Annotated in this window: 24 protein-coding genes and 4 pseudogenes; 12 read left to right on the top strand and 16 right to left on the bottom strand. The window is 59.8% G+C overall.

Features of this window, described 5'->3' with window-relative positions:
- Positions 1–915 precede the first annotated feature (915 nt).
- The gene (locus CK226_RS26090) at positions 916–1,203 is read left to right on the top strand and encodes a hypothetical protein (protein WP_095789985.1); all 288 of its coding nucleotides are present in this window, start codon (positions 916–918) and stop codon (positions 1,201–1,203) included.
- 769 nt (positions 1,204–1,972) lie between these two features.
- On the top strand, positions 1,973–2,173 hold the full coding sequence (locus tag CK226_RS26075; protein WP_095789988.1) for a hypothetical protein: 201 nt from the start codon (positions 1,973–1,975) through the stop codon (positions 2,171–2,173).
- 109 nt (positions 2,174–2,282) lie between these two features.
- Here the strand turns inward: CK226_RS26075 and CK226_RS26070 are convergent, their stop codons facing one another.
- Positions 2,283–2,786: a hypothetical protein gene (locus tag CK226_RS26070; RefSeq protein WP_348629099.1), complete on the bottom strand. Its 504-nt coding sequence runs from the start codon at positions 2,784–2,786 to the stop codon at positions 2,283–2,285.
- Entirely contained in the window at positions 2,717–2,956 is a 240-nt protein-coding gene (locus CK226_RS35090; protein WP_179296074.1) for a hypothetical protein, read from the bottom strand. The genes CK226_RS26070 and CK226_RS35090 overlap by 70 nt, the downstream gene beginning before the upstream one ends.
- A 453-nt stretch (positions 2,957–3,409) precedes the next feature.
- Between CK226_RS35090 and CK226_RS26060 the strand changes: the two genes are divergently transcribed.
- Both CK226_RS26060 and CK226_RS26055 read left to right on the top strand, forming a co-directional pair.
- The gene (locus tag CK226_RS26060; protein ID WP_095789990.1) at positions 3,410–3,796 is read left to right on the top strand and encodes a hypothetical protein; all 387 of its coding nucleotides are present in this window, start codon (positions 3,410–3,412) and stop codon (positions 3,794–3,796) included.
- A complete protein-coding gene (locus CK226_RS26055; RefSeq protein WP_095789991.1) occupies positions 3,793–4,317 on the top strand; it encodes an RES domain-containing protein in 525 nt (174 codons plus the stop codon). The genes CK226_RS26060 and CK226_RS26055 overlap by 4 nt, the downstream gene beginning before the upstream one ends.
- Positions 4,318–4,370: 53 nt before the next feature.
- Here CK226_RS26055 and CK226_RS26050 read toward each other — a convergent pair whose 3' ends face one another.
- Both CK226_RS26050 and CK226_RS26045 read right to left on the bottom strand, forming a co-directional pair.
- Positions 4,371–5,054 carry an SMC-Scp complex subunit ScpB gene (locus CK226_RS26050; protein ID WP_095793422.1) on the bottom strand — a complete coding sequence of 228 codons (684 nt, stop codon included), beginning with the start codon at positions 5,052–5,054 and terminating at the stop codon, positions 4,371–4,373.
- A 2-nt stretch (positions 5,055–5,056) separates the two neighbouring features.
- Entirely contained in the window at positions 5,057–6,013 is a 957-nt protein-coding gene (locus CK226_RS26045; RefSeq protein ID WP_095789993.1) for a DUF1403 family protein, read from the bottom strand.
- A gap of 272 nt (positions 6,014–6,285) precedes the next feature.
- Here CK226_RS26045 and CK226_RS26040 point away from each other — a divergent pair, with 272 nt between their 5' ends.
- From CK226_RS26040 to CK226_RS26030, 3 genes are read left to right on the top strand one after another with little or no spacing between them, the layout of a single operon-like run.
- Positions 6,286–6,540 (top strand): type II toxin-antitoxin system VapB family antitoxin, encoded by a 255-nt coding sequence (locus tag CK226_RS26040; RefSeq protein WP_095793421.1) that lies wholly within the window; start codon positions 6,286–6,288, stop codon positions 6,538–6,540.
- Complete coding sequence (locus CK226_RS26035) at positions 6,540–6,926, top strand: type II toxin-antitoxin system VapC family toxin (protein ID WP_095789994.1); 387 nt, start codon at positions 6,540–6,542, stop codon at positions 6,924–6,926. The genes CK226_RS26040 and CK226_RS26035 overlap by 1 nt, the downstream gene beginning before the upstream one ends.
- Positions 6,923–8,068, top strand: a complete 1,146-nt coding sequence (locus CK226_RS26030; RefSeq protein WP_095793420.1) for a tyrosine-type recombinase/integrase — start codon at positions 6,923–6,925, stop codon at positions 8,066–8,068. Before CK226_RS26035 ends, CK226_RS26030 begins: the two co-directional genes overlap by 4 nt.
- A 39-nt stretch (positions 8,069–8,107) precedes the next feature.
- Here CK226_RS26030 and CK226_RS26025 read toward each other — a convergent pair.
- The 6 genes and pseudogenes from CK226_RS26025 to CK226_RS26000 form a co-directional block, all read right to left on the bottom strand.
- A pseudogene (locus CK226_RS26025) lies at positions 8,108–8,625 on the bottom strand (RES family NAD+ phosphorylase).
- Entirely contained in the window at positions 8,622–9,011 is a 390-nt protein-coding gene (locus CK226_RS26020) for an MbcA/ParS/Xre antitoxin family protein (RefSeq protein WP_095774639.1), read from the bottom strand. The pseudogene CK226_RS26025 and the gene CK226_RS26020 overlap by 4 nt, the downstream one beginning before the upstream one ends.
- 170 nt (positions 9,012–9,181) lie before the next feature.
- Positions 9,182–10,387, bottom strand: coding sequence for a plasmid replication protein RepC (gene repC / locus CK226_RS26015; RefSeq protein WP_095793419.1), 1,206 nt, complete (start codon positions 10,385–10,387; stop codon positions 9,182–9,184).
- 153 nt (positions 10,388–10,540) lie between these two features.
- The gene (gene repB / locus CK226_RS26010) at positions 10,541–11,506 is read right to left on the bottom strand and encodes a plasmid partitioning protein RepB (RefSeq protein ID WP_095774637.1); all 966 of its coding nucleotides are present in this window, start codon (positions 11,504–11,506) and stop codon (positions 10,541–10,543) included.
- Between the two features lie 77 nt (positions 11,507–11,583).
- Positions 11,584–12,786 carry a plasmid partitioning protein RepA gene (repA, locus tag CK226_RS26005; protein WP_095793418.1) on the bottom strand — a complete coding sequence of 401 codons (1,203 nt, stop codon included), beginning with the start codon at positions 12,784–12,786 and terminating at the stop codon, positions 11,584–11,586.
- A 688-nt stretch (positions 12,787–13,474) separates the two neighbouring features.
- Positions 13,475–15,262, bottom strand: a complete 1,788-nt coding sequence (locus tag CK226_RS26000; protein WP_095793417.1) for a PAS domain S-box protein — start codon at positions 15,260–15,262, stop codon at positions 13,475–13,477.
- A 798-nt stretch (positions 15,263–16,060) separates the two neighbouring features.
- Here CK226_RS26000 and CK226_RS25995 point away from each other — a divergent pair.
- A complete protein-coding gene (locus tag CK226_RS25995; RefSeq protein ID WP_245437857.1) occupies positions 16,061–16,891 on the top strand; it encodes a PRC-barrel domain-containing protein in 831 nt (276 codons plus the stop codon).
- Positions 16,892–17,018: 127 nt separating this feature from the next.
- Here CK226_RS25995 and CK226_RS25990 read toward each other — a convergent pair.
- Positions 17,019–17,248 (bottom strand): annotated as a pseudogene (locus tag CK226_RS25990) (integrase core domain-containing protein); the annotation flags it as partial.
- Positions 17,249–17,393: 145 nt separating this feature from the next.
- Here CK226_RS25990 and CK226_RS25985 point away from each other — a divergent pair.
- Positions 17,394–17,630: pseudogene (locus CK226_RS25985) on the top strand (IS110 family transposase); the annotation flags it as partial.
- Positions 17,631–17,641: 11 nt separating this feature from the next.
- Here CK226_RS25985 and CK226_RS25980 read toward each other — a convergent pair.
- The 4 genes from CK226_RS25980 to CK226_RS25965 all read right to left on the bottom strand — a co-directional run bounded on the left by CK226_RS25980 (position 17,642) and on the right by CK226_RS25965 (position 21,093).
- Positions 17,642–18,130 (bottom strand): hypothetical protein, encoded by a 489-nt coding sequence (locus CK226_RS25980; RefSeq protein WP_095793416.1) that lies wholly within the window; start codon positions 18,128–18,130, stop codon positions 17,642–17,644.
- A gap of 673 nt (positions 18,131–18,803) precedes the next feature.
- A complete protein-coding gene (locus tag CK226_RS25975) occupies positions 18,804–19,331 on the bottom strand; it encodes a ferritin-like domain-containing protein (protein ID WP_095789999.1) in 528 nt (175 codons plus the stop codon).
- Positions 19,332–19,447: 116 nt separating this feature from the next.
- Entirely contained in the window at positions 19,448–20,839 is a 1,392-nt protein-coding gene (locus CK226_RS25970) for a type II toxin-antitoxin system HipA family toxin (RefSeq protein WP_095793415.1), read from the bottom strand.
- Positions 20,839–21,093 (bottom strand): helix-turn-helix transcriptional regulator, encoded by a 255-nt coding sequence (locus CK226_RS25965; RefSeq protein ID WP_095790001.1) that lies wholly within the window; start codon positions 21,091–21,093, stop codon positions 20,839–20,841. The genes CK226_RS25970 and CK226_RS25965 overlap by 1 nt, the downstream gene beginning before the upstream one ends.
- Before the next feature lie 877 nt (positions 21,094–21,970).
- Here CK226_RS25965 and CK226_RS25960 point away from each other — a divergent pair.
- From CK226_RS25960 to CK226_RS25950, 3 genes are read left to right on the top strand one after another with little or no spacing between them, the layout of a single operon-like run.
- The gene (locus tag CK226_RS25960; protein WP_095793414.1) at positions 21,971–22,180 is read left to right on the top strand and encodes a hypothetical protein; all 210 of its coding nucleotides are present in this window, start codon (positions 21,971–21,973) and stop codon (positions 22,178–22,180) included.
- Positions 22,181–22,642 carry a hypothetical protein gene (locus CK226_RS25955; protein ID WP_095793413.1) on the top strand — a complete coding sequence of 154 codons (462 nt, stop codon included), beginning with the start codon at positions 22,181–22,183 and terminating at the stop codon, positions 22,640–22,642.
- A gap of 13 nt (positions 22,643–22,655) precedes the next feature.
- Positions 22,656–22,997 carry a hypothetical protein gene (locus tag CK226_RS25950; RefSeq protein WP_095793412.1) on the top strand — a complete coding sequence of 114 codons (342 nt, stop codon included), beginning with the start codon at positions 22,656–22,658 and terminating at the stop codon, positions 22,995–22,997.
- 144 nt (positions 22,998–23,141) lie between these two features.
- Here the strand turns inward: CK226_RS25950 and CK226_RS35705 are convergent.
- Positions 23,142–23,481 (bottom strand): annotated as a pseudogene (locus CK226_RS35705) (FAD-dependent oxidoreductase); the annotation flags it as partial.
- Positions 23,482–23,569 lie beyond the last annotated feature (88 nt).

Below are 23,569 nucleotides of genomic sequence, written 5' to 3'. Positions count from 1 at the left end.
TGCGTATTGTTTCGAGATTTTTTTACCTTCCGGTCCCAAGCTCGATCCGGAAATTGTCCTCCGCCGCCTCGGCCACTAGACGGGCGCCTTGTGCCAGCGGCGAGAGCCATTCGGAACTGCCGGCGGTGACAAGGCTAGCTGGTTAGTCCGGGCATTTGCTGGAGCGCGTGTTCTCCCTTCTGCTTGGAATTATGGGAATCGAAGATGGAATTCGTCCAAGAATCAGTGACTTACGAATTAAGTGGGGATGCTTGGCAATGCCGCTGCCTGAAACTATCGCGTATCTGAAATGCGGGATAGTTTCATGGAGTTATAGTCGAAGTGTTTTCATGCACAATGATCCCGCTCGATACCCCCACGGGCATTTTGGATTACACTCGAGCATGTTCGATCTGGGTCTCCCTTAAATGAGGGACTTACGAGTTGCACTCTTGCCTACCGACGATCAAGAATCCAAAACCGTCGGAAGCTGGTTCTACGCTCGTCTCGAGGGCGACTCGCCACATGGAGTCGAGTGCAGTGCGCGACGAATTTTTCGATATCCCAGTGACGATCGCACCTTCCGAAACAGGCCCGTCACCTCGTCGTTACACGTACGGCCAAGGCCGCGTCGCTGCTGGCCGAAAATTAGCCCCGAAAGAATGGCCCGCGTTACAAGTCCGCAGTCAAGGCTATTATGGATGTGATGCATCAGCGCAAGACGGTTAGCGTCGCCCGCCTTTACGGCAGCGGCGAAGGAAGCCCATGTTCGTGCGTGAAGGTCGGTTCGACTGGCGGTGCCGCGCCATTGCGCCAAAAATGCATTCGCCGGAATAGAATCCCTGCTTATCGGTACAAGCAGGCAACTTTACCTCCCCGACGACGTTGCGAAGGAATGATCGTTGCATACGATCGACGTAGTGTGAGGAGATAAAAATGAACTTCAAAATTCTCGCCATGGGCGCGATGGCGCTCTCGATGGTAACTGGAGCTGCGCTGGCCGCGTCCAGCGGAGGTACCTCCGCGCTCGACGATCCGGCAAAGATGTCGCCGTTCTTCACCGATGCGGGGATGAAAACATTGAGGTCTGAGGCAGACTTCAAGACCGCCTGGAAGGCCATGAAACCCGATGAACAGAAGGCGGTTCTGAAGGATTGCGGCGATACGACGATCAATAAGTCGCATGCCGACTTCTGCGCGATGGCCAAGATGATGGGCGGCTGAACTGCGAGTAAGGAAGGACGGCGAGAAAACGCCCCTTCCAGTCCCGACCCGCGCGCATTCTTTACGAGCTGTTTGAAGGAGTAAGGCAGAGCGCCTATGCTTGCCTCGGATGAAGGCAGCAATGGGTATACGGTAGTCTGGTACGGAAGACTGGGCATCATTGACAAAGTGACCTTCGACGCTGAGAGGGCAGCCAAAGATCACGCGATGGCCATGTGCCAGACCCGGAAAGGCGACGTTGGAGTCGTGTCGGTCGAGGTTCGCAAGGATAACGTGTTCAGCCATGCGGACATTTAGGAATTGTGCCAGAAAGCATATATAGGCTCGAAAGGAGGCGGCTTAGACTCCTCTCCCAGATCGGTGCTTCCTACATATGGCTGTCGGGCATGAACCGGTTGAGCGAATGTCTGCCTCGACGTCAAACTGCAAGGCCACATGCAACACCAAGTTACCCCATCATCGCGCCCGAAAGGATAGGCGGTGGTGATCGCCGTCTGGCAGGGACTCGCCAAGCATCAAGCAACGCCCTAACTGCTTGACGTGTGCGATGTCGCGACCTTCATAGTGAGACGAAAACGGCAAGGTCCACCCTTGCGTTGAAGTGGTCGAAGCATGAGGCGAATGGCATGTCCGCGTGGTCGAGGCCGACAAGGAAACGACCCTTACCTACGATATGGAATCCTTTGCCCTCGCGTATGCGGAAGGCCAGATTGAGCCACGAGGAACCTGCGCTGACCAATGACGTTTAGGGCTCATCCGCGAGGAGCCCATGACGACGAAGTACCACATCGATGAAATGCAGGGTGACGAAGTTGTAGCCCTGCATATTGCCCACGGCGCGACAGCTTTGGAGGCTGTAAGCAAAGTTACGACCGGACCGTTCGTCGTCAGAACTGTGCAGGCTCATTGGTTCCGGGTCGCGGATGAGGGGCGGCGAGAAGTTTTCAAGTTCGCGGTCGAAAGAGACTAATTAAGCTTGCGCTAATACTTGACAATGCAGCCCGGGCAATCCGTGGGGGCGTCCGTCCACGCTCGCCGGGGAACTCTATCAGATCAGGGCTAGCCCTCCCAGAAATCCTTCAGCGTGGCGTGCGTAGCTTTTCCTCGCCCTTGAGGAACCGAACGCTTCCGACCAGCCCAGGCTTGAGCCACTCAGCCTTGGCCTTTTTCAGACCTATCGGTGTCGGGCCGCCAATCTTGCCTTGCACCCGATCCCAAAGCCGTTGCCGCTTATCTGCTTTGAATGCCACGAACGCGCCGCCGGCATATCGGCCGTTGTCGGCCATCAGCACCATCGCAGGCTTACCGGCCTCCCGTTGCACGCCGATGATGTCCATTTCCTTTTCGGTATAGCACTTGATCTTGCGCCAGTTCATCGTCGGACCACTGCGATAGCTGCTGCCCTTGCGCTTTGACACCATGCCTTCCAAGCCTGCTTGGTCGACAAGATGATAGACGGCATCGCCCGTTCCCGGCATTGCTTCGCTGAACTGGATGCGGCCACCGGTCGGGATCAGCGCCTGGAGGATTTCGCGGCGGTCTTCCACCGGCATGTCGCGCAAATCGTACCCGTTGAGGTACAGGAGATCGAAGGCGACCAGGTATAGGTCGCGCAGGCGTCGAAGCCGAACTCTTTGCCGTTGTCGAAATAGAGCGACTGCGGCATGCCCCACGCTTCGATCATGGCTGCGAAGCCTTCGATCACGTCGCGGTTTTGCACGCCGCCGCGCTTTTCGAAAAAGATCAGCCCCATCCAGAGGCGCCGCCCAGTCTAAGAAGCCGCTCAGTCTAGCAGTGGCGACTGTGCCGTCAGGACGACTGAGGTGAATGTCCCCAGGGTGAACATCGCCTACCACCAACTCTTGTTCGAATATTACAATGTCCCCCAGTTCATGTACGATCGGCTGTTGGAAGCCTCCTCTATCGGACAATTCTTCAATGCTGAAATCAGAAACGCCTATCCCTGCAACCCGATCTGATCGGCCAGTTCTGGTCGGCGCCGGTGCAGTGAAGTGAATTTCCGATGTCCGCAATCGGGCCATTTGTAATGTAGGTCGAACGACTGGCTCGAAGGTGCATTGCCGCCGCCAGCTAACAACCGCTACGGATGAGGAAGGACAAGCAGTGCGCTGGAAGGCGTCAGGCCTCTGTTCACTTGCTATGCGCCCAAATGTGCATATATTGTGCGTATGGTCGGAGATTTGTCATGACTCACGCACAGCTGGCATCGTCGAAAGTGGTCTCAGGCTTCGTCGACAGCCTGCAGGAGCCGCGCACACCTTATATCTCGCCGAAGCGCCTGTCGCAGGCGCTCGGCGTGAAGGTGGCCAACCTCGCCCAGTTGACTGGTGTCCACCGCAACACGCTGCGCAATCCCGCATCGGAGCGCCTGCAGGGCCGGATGCGCGAGATGGTGAAAGTGATCTCGGCCGCGACGGAACTCACCGGCGACGTCGACAAAGCGATTTACTGGTATCGCAACGAACCGATTGCCGATTATGGCCATCGCACGGCGGCCGAGCTCGTCGCGGACGGCCAAGTTGAAGCAGTCCTAGCCTTCATCCGGGATCTCGAGAACGGGGCGCGCGGGTGAAGGTCACCCGCGTCGGGCCGGACGAGATCTTCCATCGCTATCTGACACCCAAATGGGCTTTCCTGCCCACCAGCGGTGCAGGCGCGGCGAATGACGGCGGTCGTTTCAACCGGCCAGGCGTCGAAGCCCTTTACCTGTCCCGCGCACCTCAGACGGCGTTGGAGGAATACAAGCAGGGCGCCAGCATCACTCCGCCGGCCACCCTTGCCGCCTACAAGATAACGCTCTCCGATGTCGCCAACCTTTCGCAAGGATTTGATCCGGACATCTGGGATAGTGCGTGGAAGGAATGGGATTGTGCATGGCGCCAGATCGCGCGCATCGACAAGAAAATCCCGCCATCGTGGAAGCTCGCGGACGTGGTCATCACGGCCGGGCTGCGCGGTATCTTGTTCCCGTCGCTGTGTCACGCCGGCGGTACCAATCTGGTGATCTTTCCGGCCAATCTTGTCGACGGCGATCGTGTCGCGGTTCACGATCCTGATCACCGGCTACCGCACGACCAGTCGTCCTGGCCCTGAGTGATCGCCTGTCTTTGTGGTCGCAGCGCGGCAAGCCCCGCTGATGACACCTCCTAGTCCTCAACGACATCGTCCTCGCCGCTAGGCAAGTCGGCTGGAATACCGCCGGCCAAGAGTTTCTCCTTCGACAGCAGCCCTGCGTCCTCGAGCGCCTCGAAATCCGGCAGCTGGCGCAGCGTGTCGAGCCCGAACTGCGACAGAAAAGTCTTCGTCGTCACATAGGTGTAGGGCGCCCCCGGCTGCGGGCTGCGCGGCCCCGAGGCGATCAGCTCCTGTCGCCGTAGCACGCCGATCAGATCGCGCGAGACCTCCTTGCCGAAGAAGGAAGACAGCTCGCCACGCGTGATCGGCTGGAAATAGGCAATGCACATTAGCACGAGCGCCTCCGACTGCGACAGTTCTTTTGTCCCCTTCCCGGCCGTGCCAAAGGCGGCGTGGATGATGTCGCCAAAGACCTTTTTCGTCCGGTGCTGCCAGCCGCCGGCGACCGACACCAGCTCGTAGGGGCGGCCTTCGAGCTCGGCGCGGATGTCGTCGATGATCAGCTCGAGTTTGCAGTTCTTCCCCACCACGCGCGCTAGGACACTTCGCGTCACCGGTTCGCTGGCGGAAAAAATCACCGCCTCCACCCGGCCCATCCATTCACGCCAGCGCAGTTCTGGCGGCAGGTGATCGAGCTCGGTGTCAAGCAGCGCCGGCTGATCGTTCGGCTTGTGGCGGGCAGAGGCTTCGCTCATCGCTAGAGTCCAAACAGCCGGAAGGTGGGACGGCCGGAAAGCTCGCGCACGGCCTCCAGTTGCTGCAGCCGTTCGAACAGCCGCCGCGATGCAAAGCGCGACAGATCCTTCGTCGTCAGCGATCCGGAGACGGCGTCTTCGTTGAGCAGCAGGAAGATCACCTCGCCGGCACCCTTGGCACGCAGTTTCGGCGTCACCGCCAGGAGTTTTGCGGCGCGGCGCGACAACTCGTCAGCCAGCCGGCAGGCCTGCGCCGCCGCTTGAACGAGCGCCACGCAGACCGCGGGCTCAAAATCTTTCTCCGCGGGTCGGATGCGCTTGGCGCCGACGGCCTCTGCGCGGAAAGACGGGCCAAAGGCCTGCGCCATCAGGAGCGGCAGCGGCCGCGGCCAGCGCAGGCATTGCGCCAGCACCAGGTCGGCGAGCCACCAAGCCAAAAGCTCGGCATCGGGGCGCATGGTGACGACGCGGACGGCGATCGCCGCGGCGGCGAACGGCGCCGGCCGCCGCGAGCGCGCCAGGTCGTCGATGTGTTCACAAAGCGCGGCCAGCGCCTCGACATCCCAATGGAGGCCAAGCTGGTCGACTATCTTCCCGAGCCGGTCAGGCGTAGCGACCGGCGGCTGCCCGGCCAACTGCCGCCAGGCGCCAAAGATGGTGCCGGCGGGTCCAGGGTCAGCCCCGGCCTGGCGCAGATACCAGGCGTCGCGCAAGGCGGCCGCGTCCTCGGCGCGGCCGGCGAGCCGCATGCCGGAGGCGGCGCAATCGAGCGCCAGCCGCTGCCGCCACGCGCCGGCCCAGGCAGGCTGCGCGCGGGCCAGCGTATCGAGGACACCCAGCGCGGCGCCAGCCCGGAAGGCGGCCTCGCCGTCGCGCGGCGCGCCGGCGCTTGCAATCGCCCAGGCCGGAACGGAGGGCGGCGCAGAGGAGCTGGCGGTCGCGGGATCAAGGCGAATCATGATTGTGGAGGGTAAAGCGCTCGTGCGCTTTGTGCCATGAATTTTGCACCAAAACGCACAGCGTGTCGCGGAGACAAAACGAACGATAATCTTGCATTATCACTCGTTTGCTCTTTATAAGAGAAATGGCCATTTTCGTCGAGCAAAGCCCCGAAAACCGTGCTGGGCACCGCTCTGCTGACCAGAGAGAAGGGCCGCAGGGGTCGTGCATTCCCGCATCGGATAGAGTATATAGGCTGAAGGTAGACAATTAGGAACCAAGGTACCCTCAAATGGCCCTCAGCATCAAGGATCGGGAAACGGAACTTCTTGCCCGCAAGCTCGCCCAACGCACGGGTGAGACCATCACCATTGCCACCAAGCGAGCGCTCGAGGAGCGACTGCGCAGGACGGGCTCTGCTGCGCGCAAGGCAGCGCTGCTGGAAGATCTGGAGGCAATTCGCAAGCGCTTGAACGCGCTGCCGATTCTCGACGAGCGAACGCCCGATGAGATCATGGGCTATGACGAGAACGGAATTCCGTCCTGATGGTTATCGATGCTTCCGTGATTGCCGCAATCGCGTTCAATGAGCAGGAAGCCAGCGGTCTCCATGAGAAAATCGCCGACGATCCTGTTCGCCTGATTTCGGCTGCGACGGTGCTTGAGGCAGCCATGGTCATCGAGGCGCGCCTCGGAGAAGCAGGCGGAGCGGATTTTGACCTTTGGCTTCACAAAGCCGAGGTCGGCATCGTGGCCGTGACCGCGGAGCACGCGGACCAGGCTCGCCGTGCCTGGCGCCGCTTTGGCAAGGGACGGCATCCAGCGGCGCTCAATTACGGCGACTGCTTCTCTTATGCCCTGGCCAAACTCACCGGCGAACCGCTGCTTTTCAAGGGCGATGATTTCTCCCGAACGGACATCAAGGCGGCATGAGGATGGCTGATAACGGTCACGGATCACCGGCTTTCGGCGACGACGACATGCCCGACATCGTCGACGTCGTCATGGAGATGGGCCGCGCGCCGGAGGATCCCGCAGCCGACACCCCCTCCCCTTCCCTTCCGGCCGTCCGAACGGAGCCGCGCGTTTCGGCGCATCTGGAGCGCCTGGCCGACCGCGCCCGGAACTATGTCGAGGCAGCAAGCTCGGCCAACACCCGGCGCGCCTATGCGACCGACTGGAAGCATTTTGCGAGCTGGTGCCGCCGCCAAGGCATTGAGGTGTTTCCGCCTGATCCGCAGGTCATCGGGCTTTATATCACCGCCTGCGCGTCGGGTGCCGTCACGGGCGACAAGAAGCCGAACTCCGTGTCCACGATTGAACGGCGCCTCGCCTCCCTAACGTGGAACTATGCGCAGCGCGGCCAGCCGTTGGACAGAAAAGACCGCCATATCACCACCGTCATGGCCGGTATCCGCAACACACACGCTTCCCCACCCCGGCAGAAGGAAGCGGTTTTGCCGGAGGATCTGATCGCCATGCTGGAGACACTGGATCGCGGGACCCTGCGCGGACTGCGCGATAGGGCGATGCTGCTACTCGGCTTTGCCGGCGGACTGCGCCGCTCCGAAATCGTCGGCCTCGACGTGGCCAGGGACCAAACTGAGGATTCGTCCGGTTGGATCGAGATTTTGGACAACGGCATTCTGGTGACCTTGCGTGGCAAGACTGGTTGGCGCGAAGTTGAGATCGGCTTTGGGTCGGCCGACAGCACCTGCCCCGCGGTTGCTTTGAAGACCTGGCTGAAAATGGGGCGTATCGCGCACGGGCCTGTTTTTCGGCGCGTCACCGGCCAAGGCAAGGCCGTCGGCGCCGAACGGCTGAACGCCCAGGAAGTGGCGCGGTTGGTCAAGCGCGCGGCAATGGCCGCAGGCGTGCGGGGCGATCTGTCCGAAAGCGAGCGAGAAATGAAGTTTTCAGGCCATTCGCTGCGCGCCGGTCTGGCCTCCTCGGCCGAGGTCGACGAGAGATACGTGCAAAAGCAGCTTGGCCATGCATCCGCCGAGATGACCCGCCGCTATCAGCGCCGGCGTGACCGTTTTCGTGTCAACCTCACCAAGGCAAGCGGATTGTAGGCCGGTATAAGCCCCCTCCCCTGCCCTTCCATGAGCCTACTATGACCAAGACAACTGGTCCTTCGGCAACCGGCCGCTCGGATCGAAGACAGTTACTTTATGCGGGAGGTCCGGACCCACTCCCACAGGACCAGGTTACGATCCTCGTCCTGGGCACTTGGCGCGAAGCTCGGGACCACAATTCCGGCAATATCGCGAGACCGCAGCCGGTCGTAGATGGACCAGGACGCCGGGCGCTCTGCGTCGCCTAGAGCCGTCGCCCAGGCGCAGGCCATGTCCTCGAGCGCGATGGCGAATTCTCCCCTGGCCTGTTCGGTTGTCAGATCCACGATGTCGTCGCAGTCGACCTCATAGGAGCAAAGGACACAGGGATCGATCCGGTGCGCAAAGCCCTGGTTGGCTTCCTTCACCGCAGTCATGATTGTCAGCCCGAGATAAAGCGCCGGCACGCCTTTAGGGTTGAACCGGGCGCCTCTGATCGCCGCTCCATCACCGGAAGTCGGCTTGAATGCCCAGCGTGGATCGTGCGCCCTGTAACAGGTTCTGACGAACCTCACGCAAAGCCGCCGACGGCCATGTGATCGAGATAATCACGGACCGCGGCGGCCTTGCCATCCTTCACCAACGCTTCGGCGGTGCGTCCGCCAAATGCCGCAAGCGGCTGAGCCCGATACCAGGCCATTGCCTGTTCCTTGCCGCCCGCCCAATCCGTCACGCGGCTGATGATCTCGAGCATTTCGCGCAGACGCCCCTGGGTCTTTGTCGCAGCGCTGCGCTCTGAACGATAGAGTGTCTCACGCGCAAGACCGGCGGTCTGGGCCAACTGACCCTTGGACATGCCAAAACCATCCGCGACCTGCTCGATTGCGATCTTCCCGTTCCGATCCATATAGGACAAGACCAGCGGCCTATTCTGCTCGGCTGTCTTGAGTGCATGCCCCATAGTGTTCATCCACCATATCAGGAGTCATATTTCTTGTGCAAAAGATATGGCATTTATGGACAGCTTTCAAGCCCGGGAGCCCGCCGGCCGTAGGTGGCTGCACGCCGTCACCTACTCAGGTGCCCTTGAGCAGCGCCGATCAACCCTGAGCCCCGAACCCTGTACCTCACTCATCCCGTCATCCTGGTTGCCGGACCATTGGCCTTGAGCGCGGCCATCAGCATCGGTCCGACCGAGAACTGCCCTGCCCGAGCCTTTTCCGTCAGCACACGCAGATAGCCACCGGCCGAATTGATGTGCTGTGCCCGTTGCAGAATACACGCAATCACAATCGCGGCGACTTCCTGACCCATCACATGGCAAGCCTCCTCATAGGCCGACGGTGAAACACCAAGGTAGCCGCGCACCTGGGCCGCGGTGAGCATCAAATCGCGCCAGCTGGCGATGCCGTTGGCCGCATACTCCGCAATCTCCGGGCAGGCCTTCAGCACCAGTCCAATCGGATAGCTTTTCAACCGCTCGTCCGGTGCCGGTCTTGGCTCGACGGCCGCCCTGCTTTTTTCGAAAGCCGGTTCAAATACAAAAATGGAATCTGTGTTTGAATCAGATTGCTGCCGCTCACTTTGGGACTCATTGCCGCCGGGATTCGTGGAATTTGTGAAGCTTTCCAGCATCCTATCCACTTCATCATGGAGCACGGTCATCTCGCCGACGATCGCTTCCAGCTGTGGCAGCCCTGCCCGGCGCGGAATTGCATCCACGATGGACCGAAACCGCCTCCAGACGCCGCCCCAGTCGCCAGAAACCCCTTCCTCGACCGCCGCCTCGACCAGCTTCTGGATGTCCCTGCGATGCAGCGTGATCCGCTCCCGCATCAATTTCAGCGCCAGACATTCGGCGCGGACCTGCTCGGCGGCGCGCTGAAACTCCGAGGCCCGTGTCAGCAAAGGCGCCAACGAGAACCCGAAGACCTCCAGGACAGCACCGCCCTGCCCCTTGCGAGCGAATCTTTTGCCGTTCGGACTATCGCGGCGTATGATCAGGCCGCAACTCACGAGCTCGGCCAGGTTCCTTCTCAGCGTTGAATCGGCCATGCCGTGCGCCCGCAAAGATAGCTGTGCGTTCGACGGAAAGACCATCAAACCGTTTTCCTCGTTGATCTGGTCGTCAGGATAGAACGTCAAGAGCCCGCTCAGCACCGCCAGCGCACGATCACCAACGCCAACGATAGACTTGCCCTCGCATAGCCACCGGTAGACCTGCCATTTCTCAACGGCGGCCCCCTCCGGAATCTGCCGTGACGCGGCGTTGGCCTTCACCAAGGCAAGCGTCATCGGCCGCCGCCCAAAGGGCGTCGTCGCAAACCCACTCTCCATTTCCCTCACCTTTCACGAAGGCAAAAGAAACCTGCTCGCCGAAACGGCGCCACGACTCTTGACAGTGATTCGGGGAAGTGCGATTCTCAGCTTGCTACAGACGAGAAGGGCTTCCGCGACGGCGACGTTCGGGGGCCTTTTTCTTTTGCGGTTTCAGTCTCCCGTTTTCTTTGACATTTCCGATTGCCGGAAAGCTTCGAAAAGCTCGTCAAGCCGTTCGGTGATGAAAGCACCGAATGGCGAGGCTTCCCTCGCTTTCAGGGCAAGCGTGAACACTTTTCCAGTGTCGGTGATCTTGGCCCGCACCGACTTGTCCCGCGGCGCCCAGGCCGTGTCTCGTGTCTTCGTCGCAGCCGGCGAACGTTTCGCCGGCGCGCTCAGGAAGTCGAAAAGAAGCGCAAAACGTGCGTCACTGCTTGGCGCCGCGAAATCGGCGCTCTTCACATACTCACCCGCCCTGCCCGCGTTCCCCGGATGCTCCATGAGCTTGGCCAGTTGCCACCATCTGTCCCGCCCGACGGCCTTGGCCGCGCCAACCGCCACAATGACTGGCTCGGGAATATTGCCGGTCACGGAGCGCATCTTCGAGAAGGTCGTGTCATCGAGTGCCAAAGCGGACTTCACCGTGTCCGACGTGTGGCCGCGCTTGAGAATGCGATCGGCAAACAGGGTCCTTTCGATGAAGGACAGATTGGCCCTGGCGGCATTCTCCTGGCCCTGGGCGATAACATGGTCCTCGTCGCCCATCTTCTTGACGACGGCGCGGACCGGCCTTCCCAGTTGGCGGGCAACCTTGACGCGGCGATGGCCGAATACAGTCTGGAAGCGTCCCGAAACCTCCGGATGCGGTCTGACCAGGACCGGCGAATCTTGGCCTCTGTCGCGAATTGCCGACAGCAACTCCTGATACGCCTGATCGTCTTCGTCCAGGCGGTCCGAGACGAAAGAGGTGTCAACCATGGCAGGATCGAGATCGACGACCGAACTCTTGGAGAGCTCCTCGAAGGATTGCATGATCGAACGGGAGGCACCACGAACGGCATACCCCGATACATCCTTGTTATCGGCCACCGCAGCGACGGGCCCCATCACACTGCCGAAAATATCTTTACGGGCCATTCAGCCGCCTCCGTGCGCGGCTAGCGATCTGATTCCACGAGCAAAATAGCCGGTTTTTACTGCCGTAAAGTTCGTCGTCATGACCGACCCCAGGCGCGATGGACGAGGGTGACGATCTCGGCGTTCACCGCGTCGAGCGATTCCAAAGCGCGGTCATATGTCGAGCGGGTGAAAGCCGATTTCTCCACCTCGTAAAGCGTTTGCTTGGTGAGGCCTGCATCGGAAATCGCCGTCGACTTCAACATCGGATTTTCCAGGATCTGGCCGGCAAGCATGGACTGCATGAAGCCCACCATTTGCGCCTGCGGAATATCGGTCGGTTCGTAGCGCGTGATCAGGTAGCGAAACCAGTCGAGTTCGATCGCGGCGCCGGCGGCCTTGATGGTCTTCAAGATGCCGCCAAGCATCAGCAGGAACTGGCTCATCGACATCAGGTCGAGCATCTGCGGATGGACCGTAATGAGGACCGATGTCGCCGCCGACATTGCCGTCAAAGTCAGATAGCCAAGCTGGGGAGGGCAATCGACAACGACGACATCGTACCGGTCGTCAACCTCCGACAGCGCTTTGGCCATGCGCGTGAAGAACTGGCGGCCGGCATTGGAGCTTTTGTCCTGCATGGCAAGCGGCGTGTCGTACTCGTATTCCTGCAGCTCGAGATTGGCGGGAATGATATCAAGGCCCGGGAAATTTGTCGGTATGATCACATCCGCAATCGATCTACGTTCGTCGTCATACCTGATCGCTTCATAGAGCGAGAGGTTGCGATCGAGTTCGGGCTGGAAGCCGTGCAGTGCCGACAGCGAAGCTTGCGGATCAAGATCGATCGCAAGAACCCGATGACCGGTCAGCGCCAGGTGCTGGGCGAGGTGGGCAGCCGTGGTCGTCTTGCCGCTGCCGCCTTTGAAATTGACCACCGCAACCACCTGGAGTTTATCGCCAAGCTTGCGGTGCGGAACGTACTTCTTGACTTCGGTCCTGCCGTGCTGGTCCAGGAAATGTCTGAGCTCGAGCATCTGGGTAGCCGTGTAGGTGCGACGGCCGGAAGGACTTTGGTCAGGCAACGGCCCCTTGCCTTCGAGATGGAGACGCTTCAGATTGTTCTGCGAGACCCCAAGGTAGTGAGCGACCTCCGCCATGGAGAATGTGCGCAGCGTCTTGGTTGCATTGGGCGGAAATTTCTCCATCCGAAGCTGGTTCAACCGCCGGGAAATCTCGGCGCCCTGTTCGAGGATTTTGTCATCGAACTCGAAACGAGGCAGCCGCATGGAGATATTCATTCTCGTCGAAACCTGAATTGGCGCTTTTTGTAAGCAATACCCACAACAAGCGCCATTAAGCTCCGATTCGGACTTACCGGCAAGAAGTTTTGGGTTAACAAAAGGTTAACGCATGCCAGACCGCGGCCGATCGCACGGGCGGCCTGCGGAGTTTACCGCAGTAAAAAGATCCCGGATCGATATTGAAAACAAGGAGTTGCGCCGCAAGACAACGAACCGGCGAAGCCAACTTTTAGATCGCCGGTCGCGATAGTGTCGGAAAAACCGCGATGTTGACGCGGGACAGTGACAGGCATCGACGTGGTCTCGGTTTGAAACCGGGAAGGAGGGGACTTGCGTGTCAACGTTTGTCGCAAGAGGCCGACCGTGACAGGGGCGGGCGCTGCAGAGCCAAGCGTTCGTCGATCGTGCACCTCCGAGTAGGGACGGGGGCCAGTAAAGACCAGCAACAATGCCATTCCAACTGGCTTTGTACGGGAGCCGAGTACGTCTACTGTTTTTTCAGTGCCTGACCTATGAGGGTGTGGATCATCGATGCGCATTGCCGTTGGGCGCCCGGCCGACACCTTGCGGAGCTAGGGTCGTTCCAAACACAGAAATTGCGGCGGAGACTCGGTTTCTGCTTGACCAGCTAAATATCGGCTTTGGCGATGCGCCGACCTCGCAACGGCAAGGCTACGTTATGCTTCTAATCCTGATTGGCAGCAGAACGGTCCACTCCGGCCAACGGCGCCTCCAGATTCCATCTGATGCCATGCGAACCATATTCAAGATTTCCCCGCCCGCCCACGGCTTCAGGTGCAACCCGTTTCAGGACCACGGTTCCAAAGCCGCCCTGTCCGATAGTCGTGACTTGCGGCCCATCGGTTTCGGCCCAGGTCAGGCGGAAGAGCCGCGATGCTCCGGAACCGCTGATGTTCCATGTGACAGAAATTTGGCCGTCATCGCCGGAGAGCACGCCATACTTCGCAGAGTTGGTCGCGAGTTCGTGGAAGGCAATCCCGAGATATTGGACTGCATTGGGGCCAAGCACGAACGACGGCCCTGACATCTCGATCATCTCACCGCGTGGAAATGGCTGAGCCTGCGCGGCCAAAAGTTCACTGATGGTAGCTCCCTGCCAGTCGGCCGAAACAAGCAGGTCCTGGGAGCGCGACAATGCCATGATGCGCTCGCGCACCTGGGACTCAAACTGCTTGGGCGTCTCCGATCGTTTGTTGGTCTCCCGGATCATCGACAGGATAACCGAATACTGGTTTTTCACCCGGTGATTGACCTCGCGCATCAACATGCGGATACGCTGTTCGTTTTCCCTGGCCGATGTGATATCCCGCGCAATCTTCGAAGCGCCGACGATCTGCCCTGTTGCGTTACGCACTGGCGATATCGTCAGCGAAACCGGAACTAGACTGCCATCCTTGCGTCGACGTATCGTTTCATAGGTATCGACGCGCTCCCCACGACGGATTCGCTCAAGGATGCGCGGTTCCTCGTCCGGGTGGTCATCGGGGATAAGCATGGTTACCGACCTGCCGATCGCCTCGCTGGCGGTGTAGCCAAAGAGCTTTTCGGCGCCTCGATTCCAGCTCTTGATGATCGTGTTGAGATCCTTGCTGACAATAGCGTCAAATGAGGATTCCACGATCGCCGACAGGTGCTGTCTGGTTTCTTCGGCACGCTGGCGGTCCGTCAGGTCGAGCAGCATATTCACCGCGCCAACGAGGTCGCCCTGCTCATCGCGCAGCGGTGTGGGGTAGGGCATGAATGGGAAAAAAGACCCGTCCGGACGCTGCGCTATGGCCTGCTGGTTGCGGACCGGCCGGTTTTCCTTGAGGGCGACTGCCATCGGGCATTCGTCGTGCGGCAGTTCCTTGCCATCGGTGGTGAACAGCTTGAACGTGACGCACCATTTATCCTTGCCGACCTGAGGCTCCCGCCCTGCCAGATCCGCAGCGGCCCGATTGTAATAGGTAATGATGCCATACTGGTCAGTCGTGTAGATGGCGACCGGAAGGCCATCGAGAATCTGGTGATAGGCGTGGTCCTGCTGCCTGAGTTCTGTCCGCTTTCGCTCAAGGTCAGTTACATCGACAGTAAAGCATCTGGTGTGGACTAGCTTACCGTCGCGGAAATGGCTGCTCGACGTGAGTTCGACGTGCTTGATGGACCCGTCACGGGCGCGCAAACGCGCCGGATATCTTGCAATCTTCTCACCACGGGAGAGCCTGCTCAAAATGTCGGTTATCACGTCCCGGTCGGGATAAAACTCATCAATGTGGTGACCGACATAGTCCTCTGCTGGATAGCCGAGGAGATCGAGCTCTGCCTTGTTGGCATGCAAGATAAGGCCATCCGCGCTCACCAGATGGAGCGCCATGGCACCGTTTTCGAAAAAGTCCTGATAGTCGAAGTTGCCGCCTAGGACCATTGCCGGTTTCTTGACGGCGACAACGTCGGCCTGCGGTAGTTCAGTCATTCGAGGGTCCCCGATGTAAACGGGCCACAACGCGCCGCCTAAACAATCGTTCCAAGTCGCCGCCCACATATCGGAAGTGAAGGGTTCGTTGGCCGAGGTAATGGGGTCCGAGCTCCTAGTGCGGACGCTGACGAACTGGCCCAGAAACAGCCTGAACTATTTACGCATGACGGAGCTTTTAGCGCGGCGAGTTAACCCCGGTCGTCAGCGGGCTTGGCCGAGGCAATCGCCCACCGCCTCGGCGGCAATGTCGGCGAGGCCCATGGGCGACAAACGGATCGGGCGACTCGGCGGTTGGGCTGCCGAATTGCGCAGGGCCAGCAAGAACGACGCCAGGCGTGGTCGACCTGCTGTCGGCCGATGAACGGACCCATCTTTGGCGATTGCCGGTGTTTCGCGCGGTCGAACTGAGTCCGGAGACCAAGCACCACGCGAGATATCGTGCGGCAACAGTACCTTCACGTCGTGAAAGACAACTGGCGAGGAACGTTCCCGATATGCGCCCAGCAACTGGCTCGAGTGCTGACGGACTTGCCGACCCGGCCGCCCCGGGCGGCTCATGCGCTACCGCGCTACAGTCCGTTTCCGGCCTTCTTTCCAATGGTAACGCACGGTGATTAAGCTCGACCTCTCGGCCAGGCCGCCCGCAAGGAAAGTATGCGCGGACTTTGGGCCGTTGGCTTCAGCGGGCTGGTGCCGTGGGAACCTCGATCAACGCATTCCGTTGTGATGCATCAAGTTGCCGTCCTGTCTGCAAAAAGGGCAGGGCGGGCGACGACAACACAAAGGATAACCACCATGAGCTACAAAAGTCTGGCTGCCGCCACCGCGCTTGCAACCCTTATTGCCTCGGGAGCCTTTGCCGCGAACGTCGTGACAACGGCGCCGGCGGACAACAATGCTGCGACAACTGCTGCGGTCGCGCCAAATGGTAGCCTTGTTTCCAAAATTATCGGCGCTACCGTTTACAACGGAACGGACGCTAATGCCCAGACGATCGGCAAGGTCAATGATGTCCTGCTTGCGAAGGACGGCAAGGCACAATCTCTCATTATCGGCGTCGGGGGCTTTCTCGGCATCGGTGAAAAGAATGTCGCTTTCGACTTCAACAAGGCCCAGTGGGCCGAAAAGGACGGCAAGCGCTGGCTTGTGATCAAGACCACCAAGGAAGATCTCCAGGCTCAGCCGAACTTCGATACCAAGGCCTATGATCCCACCACGGCTTCTAATACAGCCCCCACGCCCACGACAGTGGCCCCCGACTCAACCACCACCGCGGCTGTTGACAAAACGGCTCTGACCGCCGTGCCGATCGAAAAGGTCCGGGCCGAGGATCTGGTCGGCACGACCGTCTATGGCGCCAACGATGCCAAGGTTGGAAAGATCGGCGACGTTGTGCTGACGGGGGACAAGAAAGTCGACGCAGTCCTGATCGATGTCGGTGGGTTCCTCGGGATAGGCGCCAAGGAGGTCGCCGTTGGCATGGACAATCTCAAGTTCATGACGGACAAGTCAGGAAATAAGTACCTATATACAAACTTTACAAAAGAGCAGTTTAATGCGCAGCCGGCCTATGAAAAAGGCACCTACGCCAGCGCGCGTGACAAACAACGCATGATCGCGAACTAGAAGGTGCTTGGCCTGTCCGTTGAAATGGACGGACGCTTTCTGCGACCCGGTTTTAGCGACCGGGTCGCGGAGCCTCAACAGGTTGTCCTCGGTTAGGGCGAGGCGACTGATAGGTGGTTGGACTTTAGGCTGCCGTGTGCGGGCGATGCCAATTGTATCTGTGCAGCCAGACAGGCAGTTCGGCGGCGCGGTGATCGGATGTGGGTGGGCAACGGCGTAGGCCCATTCGCGCAGCGCCGTCTGGATGAAGCGCTCGGCCTTGCCGTTGGTCTTGGGCGTATAGGGCCTCGTCCTGACGTGCTTGAGGCCGAGATCGCGGCAGGCCTTGGCGAAGGCCTTCGATCTGTAGCAGGAGCCGTAGCACCTGCGGAATGAAGGAGCGGCGGCCGAGACAGCGTGCACGCAGCTTTTCGCTGCAGGCGCGCACCGCTGGAGGCGGCCATGGCCAGTCAGAGTTTCTCTAGAATGTGAATGTTCACAACCCATTCCGGAGAGACCGACCATGACCACTTCAGATTCTACACCCACCGGCGCGGTGCTGGTAGCGATCGATATCGCCAAGGTCCGCAATGAAGTTCTGATCGAAGACCCAAGCCACAAACGCCGACGCCGTCTGCAGGTCCTCTACAACCGTGCTGAGCACGACCATCTGGTCGATGTCCTGCAGACGTACGGTCGCCCCGTGGTCTGTGGCTTCGAGGCGACGGGGAACTATCACCGGCCGATTGCATGGCGCCTGGCTCCCTTCCATTACCGCGCAGCTCTGGTAAGCCGTTCAAGTATCTGGAAGTCATCCAAATCCTTATAGGGCGTCAGATCCAAGTCCCCCGGAACGCGTTTCAGCTTTTCCTCATCGATCGGCTTTTCATGGGCTTTCATCACCCGTTGGTAGGCTCGCCATGTCAACCCCGCCCCTCGCACGGCGTCGCGCTCGGCGCGCAAGGCGACCTGGTGCGCGTGCAGGTAGTGAAGCCGCAGCTCATCGAGCAAGGCTTTTTCGACGATTTCATGGGTTACCAAGAACGGCGCTAGCCTGAAGTCCCGTCCCTTCCAAGCTAGTGTCCGGGGCAGGTGCCGGTCGATGTAAATGGTCTTTGCGTTGTCGCTGTAGCCGGCAATATATGGAATGTCGAAGTCATGGCTAACGTTGACGCGCCTGCAGAGTGCCGTCACGACGTCAGCCAGTACGCGATCATCCAGCTCCTCGGAGGTATGGCGAACTTCGTTGTCGAGCTTCAAGGCGCTATATCCGTTGGCACCACCGACGAACCCCGCTCTTCATGAAAGGTTCCGGTCGCGCAGTCAGATGGTCTCGATGTGGAAGGTTTTGGCATACGGGGGTGCTGCGTTTTAGGGGAGGGAGTAGCCCGCATCGGTCAGCGCGAGGAAATCGCAAATCGAGCCATGCGTTCAGTGCCGGGGAGCGGCCCGCGCACCTAGCATAAGCGCAGGCCGACCATACAGCCCCGCGGCCAGCGGCGCCATCAGGAAAGACGCCGCATGGCTTTACACATAGTGTCAGCGGGTAAGTTTCTTAGGCGTCCGTACTAATCCTCGTTGCCGGCTACACCTCGGAGAATATCGCAGGCTTTTCTCTACCCGGTCTTTTCGCGGCGGCTAAATGAGGTGCGCAGGCCTTCGGGTCCGGTAGCGGGTTCATGCGCTTCGGGCTGAATAATCGATCGAGACTGCGCTGCGAGCGTGTGCTGTTACCGCGCTCGACGAGAATTGCGGCTAACGCCGTGGCAGTGGGCGTCGCGTTCGATCGCCGGACGACTTAGATGTTCGTTGGTCTAACTGCTTCGTCTCGCCCGATCGTCTGTTAGGCTGGCGCGGATGTCCGTCGACGCGGAAGGGCTTGTACCAAACCGGCGGTGAGGGGTCCGGCAAAGGGACCCCTCGGACGACCGGGTCAGGCGGCCTGCTGTTCGGCAGCCCGCTCGTTCACGCCCGCCTCGCCAAGCGACGTCAATGCTTCGTCGGTGGCTTTTTCTTCTTCCAGGTTGGCGTTGAGCAATTCCGCGACATCATCCCTGCCAAGGGATGTCGCCCACGCAATCAACGTGCCATAGCGCGCGATTTCGTAGTGTTCGACCGCCTGCGCGGCGCCTACCAGCCCGGCGTCCAGCGAGACCGAGCCTTTGTACTCCTCAAGGATCTCGGAACCTTCCTCAAGAATGCCGTCGATAGCCGGACAGGTTTTGCCTCGGGCCGGCATGCCGAGAATCTCAAATACTTCTTCCAGTCGCTCGACTTGGCCTTCGGTCTCGGCACGATGCTTCTCAAAGGCGGCAGTGACCTGCTGGTCGTCCGCGCCCCTTGCCATCTTCGGCAACGCCTTCAAGATCTTTTTCTCGGCATAGTAGATGTCCTTCAGGCCTCCGAGAAACATGTCCTCAAGGCCTTTATTGGTGGCGGTTGCCTTCTTCGTAGCTGCCATTGCTGTTTTCTCCTTATTGACGAACCCATGTGGGTGAGTTTCCAACTTCATTCGAAACGCGAGGTTCCAAGCTGCGGCAGGAGATTTCAGAAGATATCGAGTGCGTAGAGCCGGTCTTAGCTGCGGCGCAGGCGATGTCGATAAGGACTGCCCGATCGGGTAGCCTGAATTCTTGTCCGGCCGTCCTCTGAGCTTAGTCTCTGAGTTTCAGCGAGAAGCATCACGCGCTTGGCTATTGCCGACCTGACCGACGCGGCGAGCTGCCCGGGAAAGTGACGCGGCAACGAAGAGATCACGGCCTCGGCCTGCCTCTCGGCGTTTTCGCCGAGGTCGTCGAAAATTTTGCGTATCAGAGATGTCCCCACGCCAGCAACGTCGGCGATCTGCAAGAAGTGACGGGGCACGATCTCATGTATCGGATAGTGCCGGCTCGTGCCGACCGACATTGCCAACTTGAACTTCTTTCGGGGAATCTGCCCGGCATCTAGGCTGGGCTGCGCGCTCAGTACGTCATAGAGCGGCGTCATCCGGAACCGCCCGCCTGAACCCAGAAAGATGCTAAAATTCTTGGCATGGCCGTCAGTCGCCCCGATCAGCCAGAATACGATGCAAGCGCGCAGAAAGACCGTGATGTCCTCTTCGGGCCTGTCACTGCCCTTCAGGAGCTCGATGATCTCCCGCATACCAGGACCACCCTCTGACTGGTACTTGCGCGTGGGCGGGACCGACAGCGCTTGACACATGTCCTCCTGCGGGAGGCGCAGGAGACGGCCGTCCCTAGCCCATAACCGGTCGAAGCGCTCGACAATCAGCGTGCGGCGCTCCCCAAAATCCGCGATCTCTGTCTTGGCGGCAGGAACGCCGAACGCCTCCAGCAGCTTAAGGCACAGATACTCGTTCTCAACGCTATTGGAGAGATCGATGCCATTCGGCAACCTGCCGATCTGTGGTTTGAGGATGTGGGTGGTCGCTGCAGTGCCGATCGGCTTGAACCAGCGTCCATCCTTGCGCAGGAGTGCGGTTTTTTCTTGGGCGCCGGCGATCGAGATACGGAAATCTTCGTCCTCACCGAGGCCGAGAGGACTGGTTGCGAGGTTTTCGATCATCTCGGCGATATCCTTTTTGCTGACTGGCTTGCCATCGCTGCTGCCGGGATTGCCAGGATCGATACCATCGGGCAAGAACTGGAGCGCGCCGACGCAGTCATGGCCGAGTATGGCCAGCAGGCTGTAGGCATCGGTGCCAGCCGCACCGACGCGTTCGGCAACGCGCTTGCGGATGGCTTCATTGTCGGGAAGCAGGTTGTCGAAGACATTGATCACAGGCGCGCCGATATAGCGGTCGTCTCGTAGAGGCAACGAGAGCGAGACCGGGAAAGTGCCCTGCCAATCCAGCCATTCGCTTGCATATTTGAAGTCCACGGCGCCGGTTGATTGTCTGCGCAGCACGCCGACCAGGCGCCCGTTTAGGAAGACATTTAGCGGTGTGTGAGCCGGCCGCCGCGCCATCAGAACAGGTCCTCGATCTCCGTAGCGCTGCTTTTGCTGCGCGGGCGAACGACGAGTTCAAGGTCGAGCGCGGAGAGAGCGGCCATCAACGTACTGAGCTGCACCGCTGGCTCGCCGGCCTCAAGGCGAGACACCGTCGCCTGGCGCAGATGGATTTGGTTGCCAAGCATCTCTTGTGTGAGGTCGGCCTGCCTACGCGCGCGTCGCAGGATGGCGCCAAGTTGCTTTTCGTTGCGTGCGATCTGGGCGGTCATGCTAAGCCTCCAGAGTCTTATATACGCATTCGCGTATCTAAAGTCAATATACGCAATCGCGTATACTATGGCATTATACGGGATTGCGTATAAGGCATCATTATGCGCACTCGCGTATTGTGCCGCCCCCTTAAATCTCGGACCCGAGGCAAGCCGGCCCGGCCGCAGACGGCCATTGACGGCATCTTCATGCCGGACATATTCACGCCGGACTGGACGTCGCGCTGGGCGCCTTGCGCAGCTGGTACGCGCTACGCGTGGTGCAAGACCGGCTCACATCACGCGGAAGTCGCGCCCTTGATGCCGAAAGCGTTTTCGAAGTGATCTTCGAGGCGATGCCTCGTCGCAAGCGGCCCAGCCAGCCTTCAGGTTGACACAGGATGACTAGCCGGGCCGCGCCGGCCATGTGAGTAAGCCGGGCGAGGTTCAGAACCGGTGCCTGTCGCGGCTTCGCAAATCCGACCGGCGGGCGCTTCCCACACTCATCAAACTCGCAGGCATGATTGCGATCCGTCCACTTTGTCGCGGCGCCGCCATCAGGCCTTCGGCCAGCTTGATTGATTCCTCGCTCATCCGTGCTTTTCACAAGGGGCGGGGAGTTGCACTATCGAGATGCTCCTGAAAACGGCCGTCCAGCACGATCATTTCCTTCAGCGCCTTCATCGCCCTTGTGCGCAACGACGAAGTTGTCAGCGACAGCCGCAAAGCTATACGACCGGCATCTCTCGGGCTGCTCGGATTTTTTTGCGGTGATCGGTTTGATGGCTCCTGTCTCAATTGTCTACAGTGAACGGAATGAGAACAAAATAGTCAAGCGCCTCTTGACCTGACAGGAATATGTTCCTTATTCCTGATCTATCTGAGCAGGAAAAGGGCCATGGGAAAGCGCCAAAATGCGCCGATCGGCGAAGCTATGTCCGAATTGGAGTTGGCGGCCCAGCAAGCCATTGCTGCAGCCGGTGGCGACGCTGTGGTCGCCTTGCTGACCGCTTTGGCCAGGAACGCCGAACTTGAACGGGAACTCGCTTTGTCACGCGCGGCGGTCTTGAATGGCTTTTCTCGCGGCTGGCATAAGGCGCGCCCCTAAATGGTGGACACCGCCGAAGACAATTTCCGGATCGAGGTTTGGGATCGAGAGGAGAAGACGCATCTCGAAACTATCTGTCGATCGCCGGACCCGGTGGTGAGCCAAGCGGCCTGGCACGCCGCCATCCGGCGCCGGCCCGGCCTGATGCTTATCCATTACAACAGCCGCCACGTCATGGAGAAGATCATCACGCCGGGCGAGGTGAAGGTCTCGCCCCAGACGATCATCGATGGCAGCATTCATGCCGGACTGGACGTGGCTCTCGGCGACCTCCGCAGATGGCACACGCTACGAGCGTGGTGCAAGAGCTGCTCGCATCATGCGGAAGTGAAGCCCGCCAGCTTGATCAAAAGGTACGGTAAGGAAGCCCTGTTCAGCTCGGTGGAGCAGGCGCTCTTGTGCACGAGTTGCGAACGGGGCGGACCGGTGAGGTTGGAAATCCACAAGCTTCCAAGGAACTAAAGGGATTTTGAGAATGCACGACTTGATCGAATTCTTTCAGACCAATGCCGCTTTGGTGATCGCCAACCCCATGGCCTTCCTCACTTTCGCCATCCTTTTTGGAACCGGGGGGTTCATCGTGGGTCGCTATTTCCTCACCGAACGTGTCGCCAATCTAGAAAGCCGTATTGCGCGGCGAGATGATGAAATCGAGGCGCTGAAAACACCCAAGGGAAGGCCGGCCGAGCTATCCTTCATCCCAATCGTCGGCACTTCGGCAATTGGTGAAAACCGGACCACCCCGCTGTTGGGAAAATGGCCCGACCGGCGTCGGCCAGGGGCGCTCTCGGCACCTCCTCATCAACGGCGTGGCTAACTCACAGATTTATTGGGATCGGTCATCTTCTGAAGTCCAGAAAAGCCCACGGAAATTCTAGAGGTATCGGACAACGCGCCTTGTCCGTCGCCGGTAGAGGTACCCGTGCCGCCAACAGTTCGAGACTCTATGACCCATGCTGGATCCGATGACAGGCAGCATGTCCGGGACATAGCCATCGCAGCCCGACCACGTGCGGATAACCGCGACCGGTGCAATTGCCGGCAGCAATCGCGCGATGGCGCGCAATTGCAATGGAAGGCGCGTGCGAGCGGCGACCGCATGGCCTAGATCGACGTCGACCGGCACCCTTTCGGCCGTGCCGCCGAAGACGATATTGCCCCGCTCGCCCTAACGCGAATAGGCGCCATGGTCCTTGTTGCGCGTCCAAATGCCAACCCCGGTGGAATCCGGTACGGCAGCGGCTCGGTCACACCCATCTGCGGACGCAGCCGTCGAGCGGTACCTCTTCGCCGAACTGTGATCCAGCCGCCCAACAACCGCACAAATCTTCCAGACTTTCTGGGTATGCCAGGACACCAAGCCAATAGGTGAACTCGGTGCAGCCGCCC

The sequence above is a fragment of the Mesorhizobium sp. WSM4311 genome (genome assembly GCF_002295115.1).
Taxonomy (GTDB): domain Bacteria; phylum Pseudomonadota; class Alphaproteobacteria; order Rhizobiales; family Rhizobiaceae; genus Mesorhizobium.
Note: the sequence above shows the minus strand (reverse complement) of the source record. Positions and strands in the feature narration are given on the sequence as shown.

Excerpts from the sequence above, each read along its gene's own strand:
- CK226_RS26090 (WP_095789985.1), top strand. The coding sequence starts at position 916 with ATGAACTTCAAAATTCTCGCCATGGGCGCGATGGCGCTCTCGATGGTA.
- CK226_RS26075 (WP_095789988.1), top strand. The coding sequence starts at position 1,973 with ATGACGACGAAGTACCACATCGATGAAATGCAGGGTGACGAAGTTGTA.
- CK226_RS35090 (WP_179296074.1), bottom strand. The coding sequence starts at position 2,956 with ATGGGGCTGATCTTTTTCGAAAAGCGCGGCGGCGTGCAAAACCGCGAC.
- CK226_RS26060 (WP_095789990.1), top strand. The coding sequence starts at position 3,410 with ATGACTCACGCACAGCTGGCATCGTCGAAAGTGGTCTCAGGCTTCGTC.
- CK226_RS26050 (WP_095793422.1), bottom strand. The coding sequence starts at position 5,054 with ATGAGCGAAGCCTCTGCCCGCCACAAGCCGAACGATCAGCCGGCGCTG.
- CK226_RS26045 (WP_095789993.1), bottom strand. The coding sequence starts at position 6,013 with ATGATTCGCCTTGATCCCGCGACCGCCAGCTCCTCTGCGCCGCCCTCC.
- CK226_RS26040 (WP_095793421.1), top strand. The coding sequence starts at position 6,286 with ATGGCCCTCAGCATCAAGGATCGGGAAACGGAACTTCTTGCCCGCAAG.
- CK226_RS26035 (WP_095789994.1), top strand. The coding sequence starts at position 6,540 with ATGGTTATCGATGCTTCCGTGATTGCCGCAATCGCGTTCAATGAGCAG.
- CK226_RS26030 (WP_095793420.1), top strand. The coding sequence starts at position 6,923 with ATGAGGATGGCTGATAACGGTCACGGATCACCGGCTTTCGGCGACGAC.
- CK226_RS26020 (WP_095774639.1), bottom strand. The coding sequence starts at position 9,011 with ATGGGGCATGCACTCAAGACAGCCGAGCAGAATAGGCCGCTGGTCTTG.
- repC (WP_095793419.1), bottom strand. The coding sequence starts at position 10,387 with ATGGAGAGTGGGTTTGCGACGACGCCCTTTGGGCGGCGGCCGATGACG.
- repB (WP_095774637.1), bottom strand. The coding sequence starts at position 11,506 with ATGGCCCGTAAAGATATTTTCGGCAGTGTGATGGGGCCCGTCGCTGCG.
- repA (WP_095793418.1), bottom strand. The coding sequence starts at position 12,786 with ATGAATATCTCCATGCGGCTGCCTCGTTTCGAGTTCGATGACAAAATC.
- CK226_RS26000 (WP_095793417.1), bottom strand. The coding sequence starts at position 15,262 with ATGACTGAACTACCGCAGGCCGACGTTGTCGCCGTCAAGAAACCGGCA.
- CK226_RS25995 (WP_245437857.1), top strand. The coding sequence starts at position 16,061 with ATGAGCTACAAAAGTCTGGCTGCCGCCACCGCGCTTGCAACCCTTATT.
- CK226_RS25975 (WP_095789999.1), bottom strand. The coding sequence starts at position 19,331 with ATGGCAGCTACGAAGAAGGCAACCGCCACCAATAAAGGCCTTGAGGAC.
- CK226_RS25970 (WP_095793415.1), bottom strand. The coding sequence starts at position 20,839 with ATGGCGCGGCGGCCGGCTCACACACCGCTAAATGTCTTCCTAAACGGG.
- CK226_RS25965 (WP_095790001.1), bottom strand. The coding sequence starts at position 21,093 with ATGACCGCCCAGATCGCACGCAACGAAAAGCAACTTGGCGCCATCCTG.
- CK226_RS25960 (WP_095793414.1), top strand. The coding sequence starts at position 21,971 with ATGGGAAAGCGCCAAAATGCGCCGATCGGCGAAGCTATGTCCGAATTG.
- CK226_RS25955 (WP_095793413.1), top strand. The coding sequence starts at position 22,181 with ATGGTGGACACCGCCGAAGACAATTTCCGGATCGAGGTTTGGGATCGA.
- CK226_RS25950 (WP_095793412.1), top strand. The coding sequence starts at position 22,656 with ATGCACGACTTGATCGAATTCTTTCAGACCAATGCCGCTTTGGTGATC.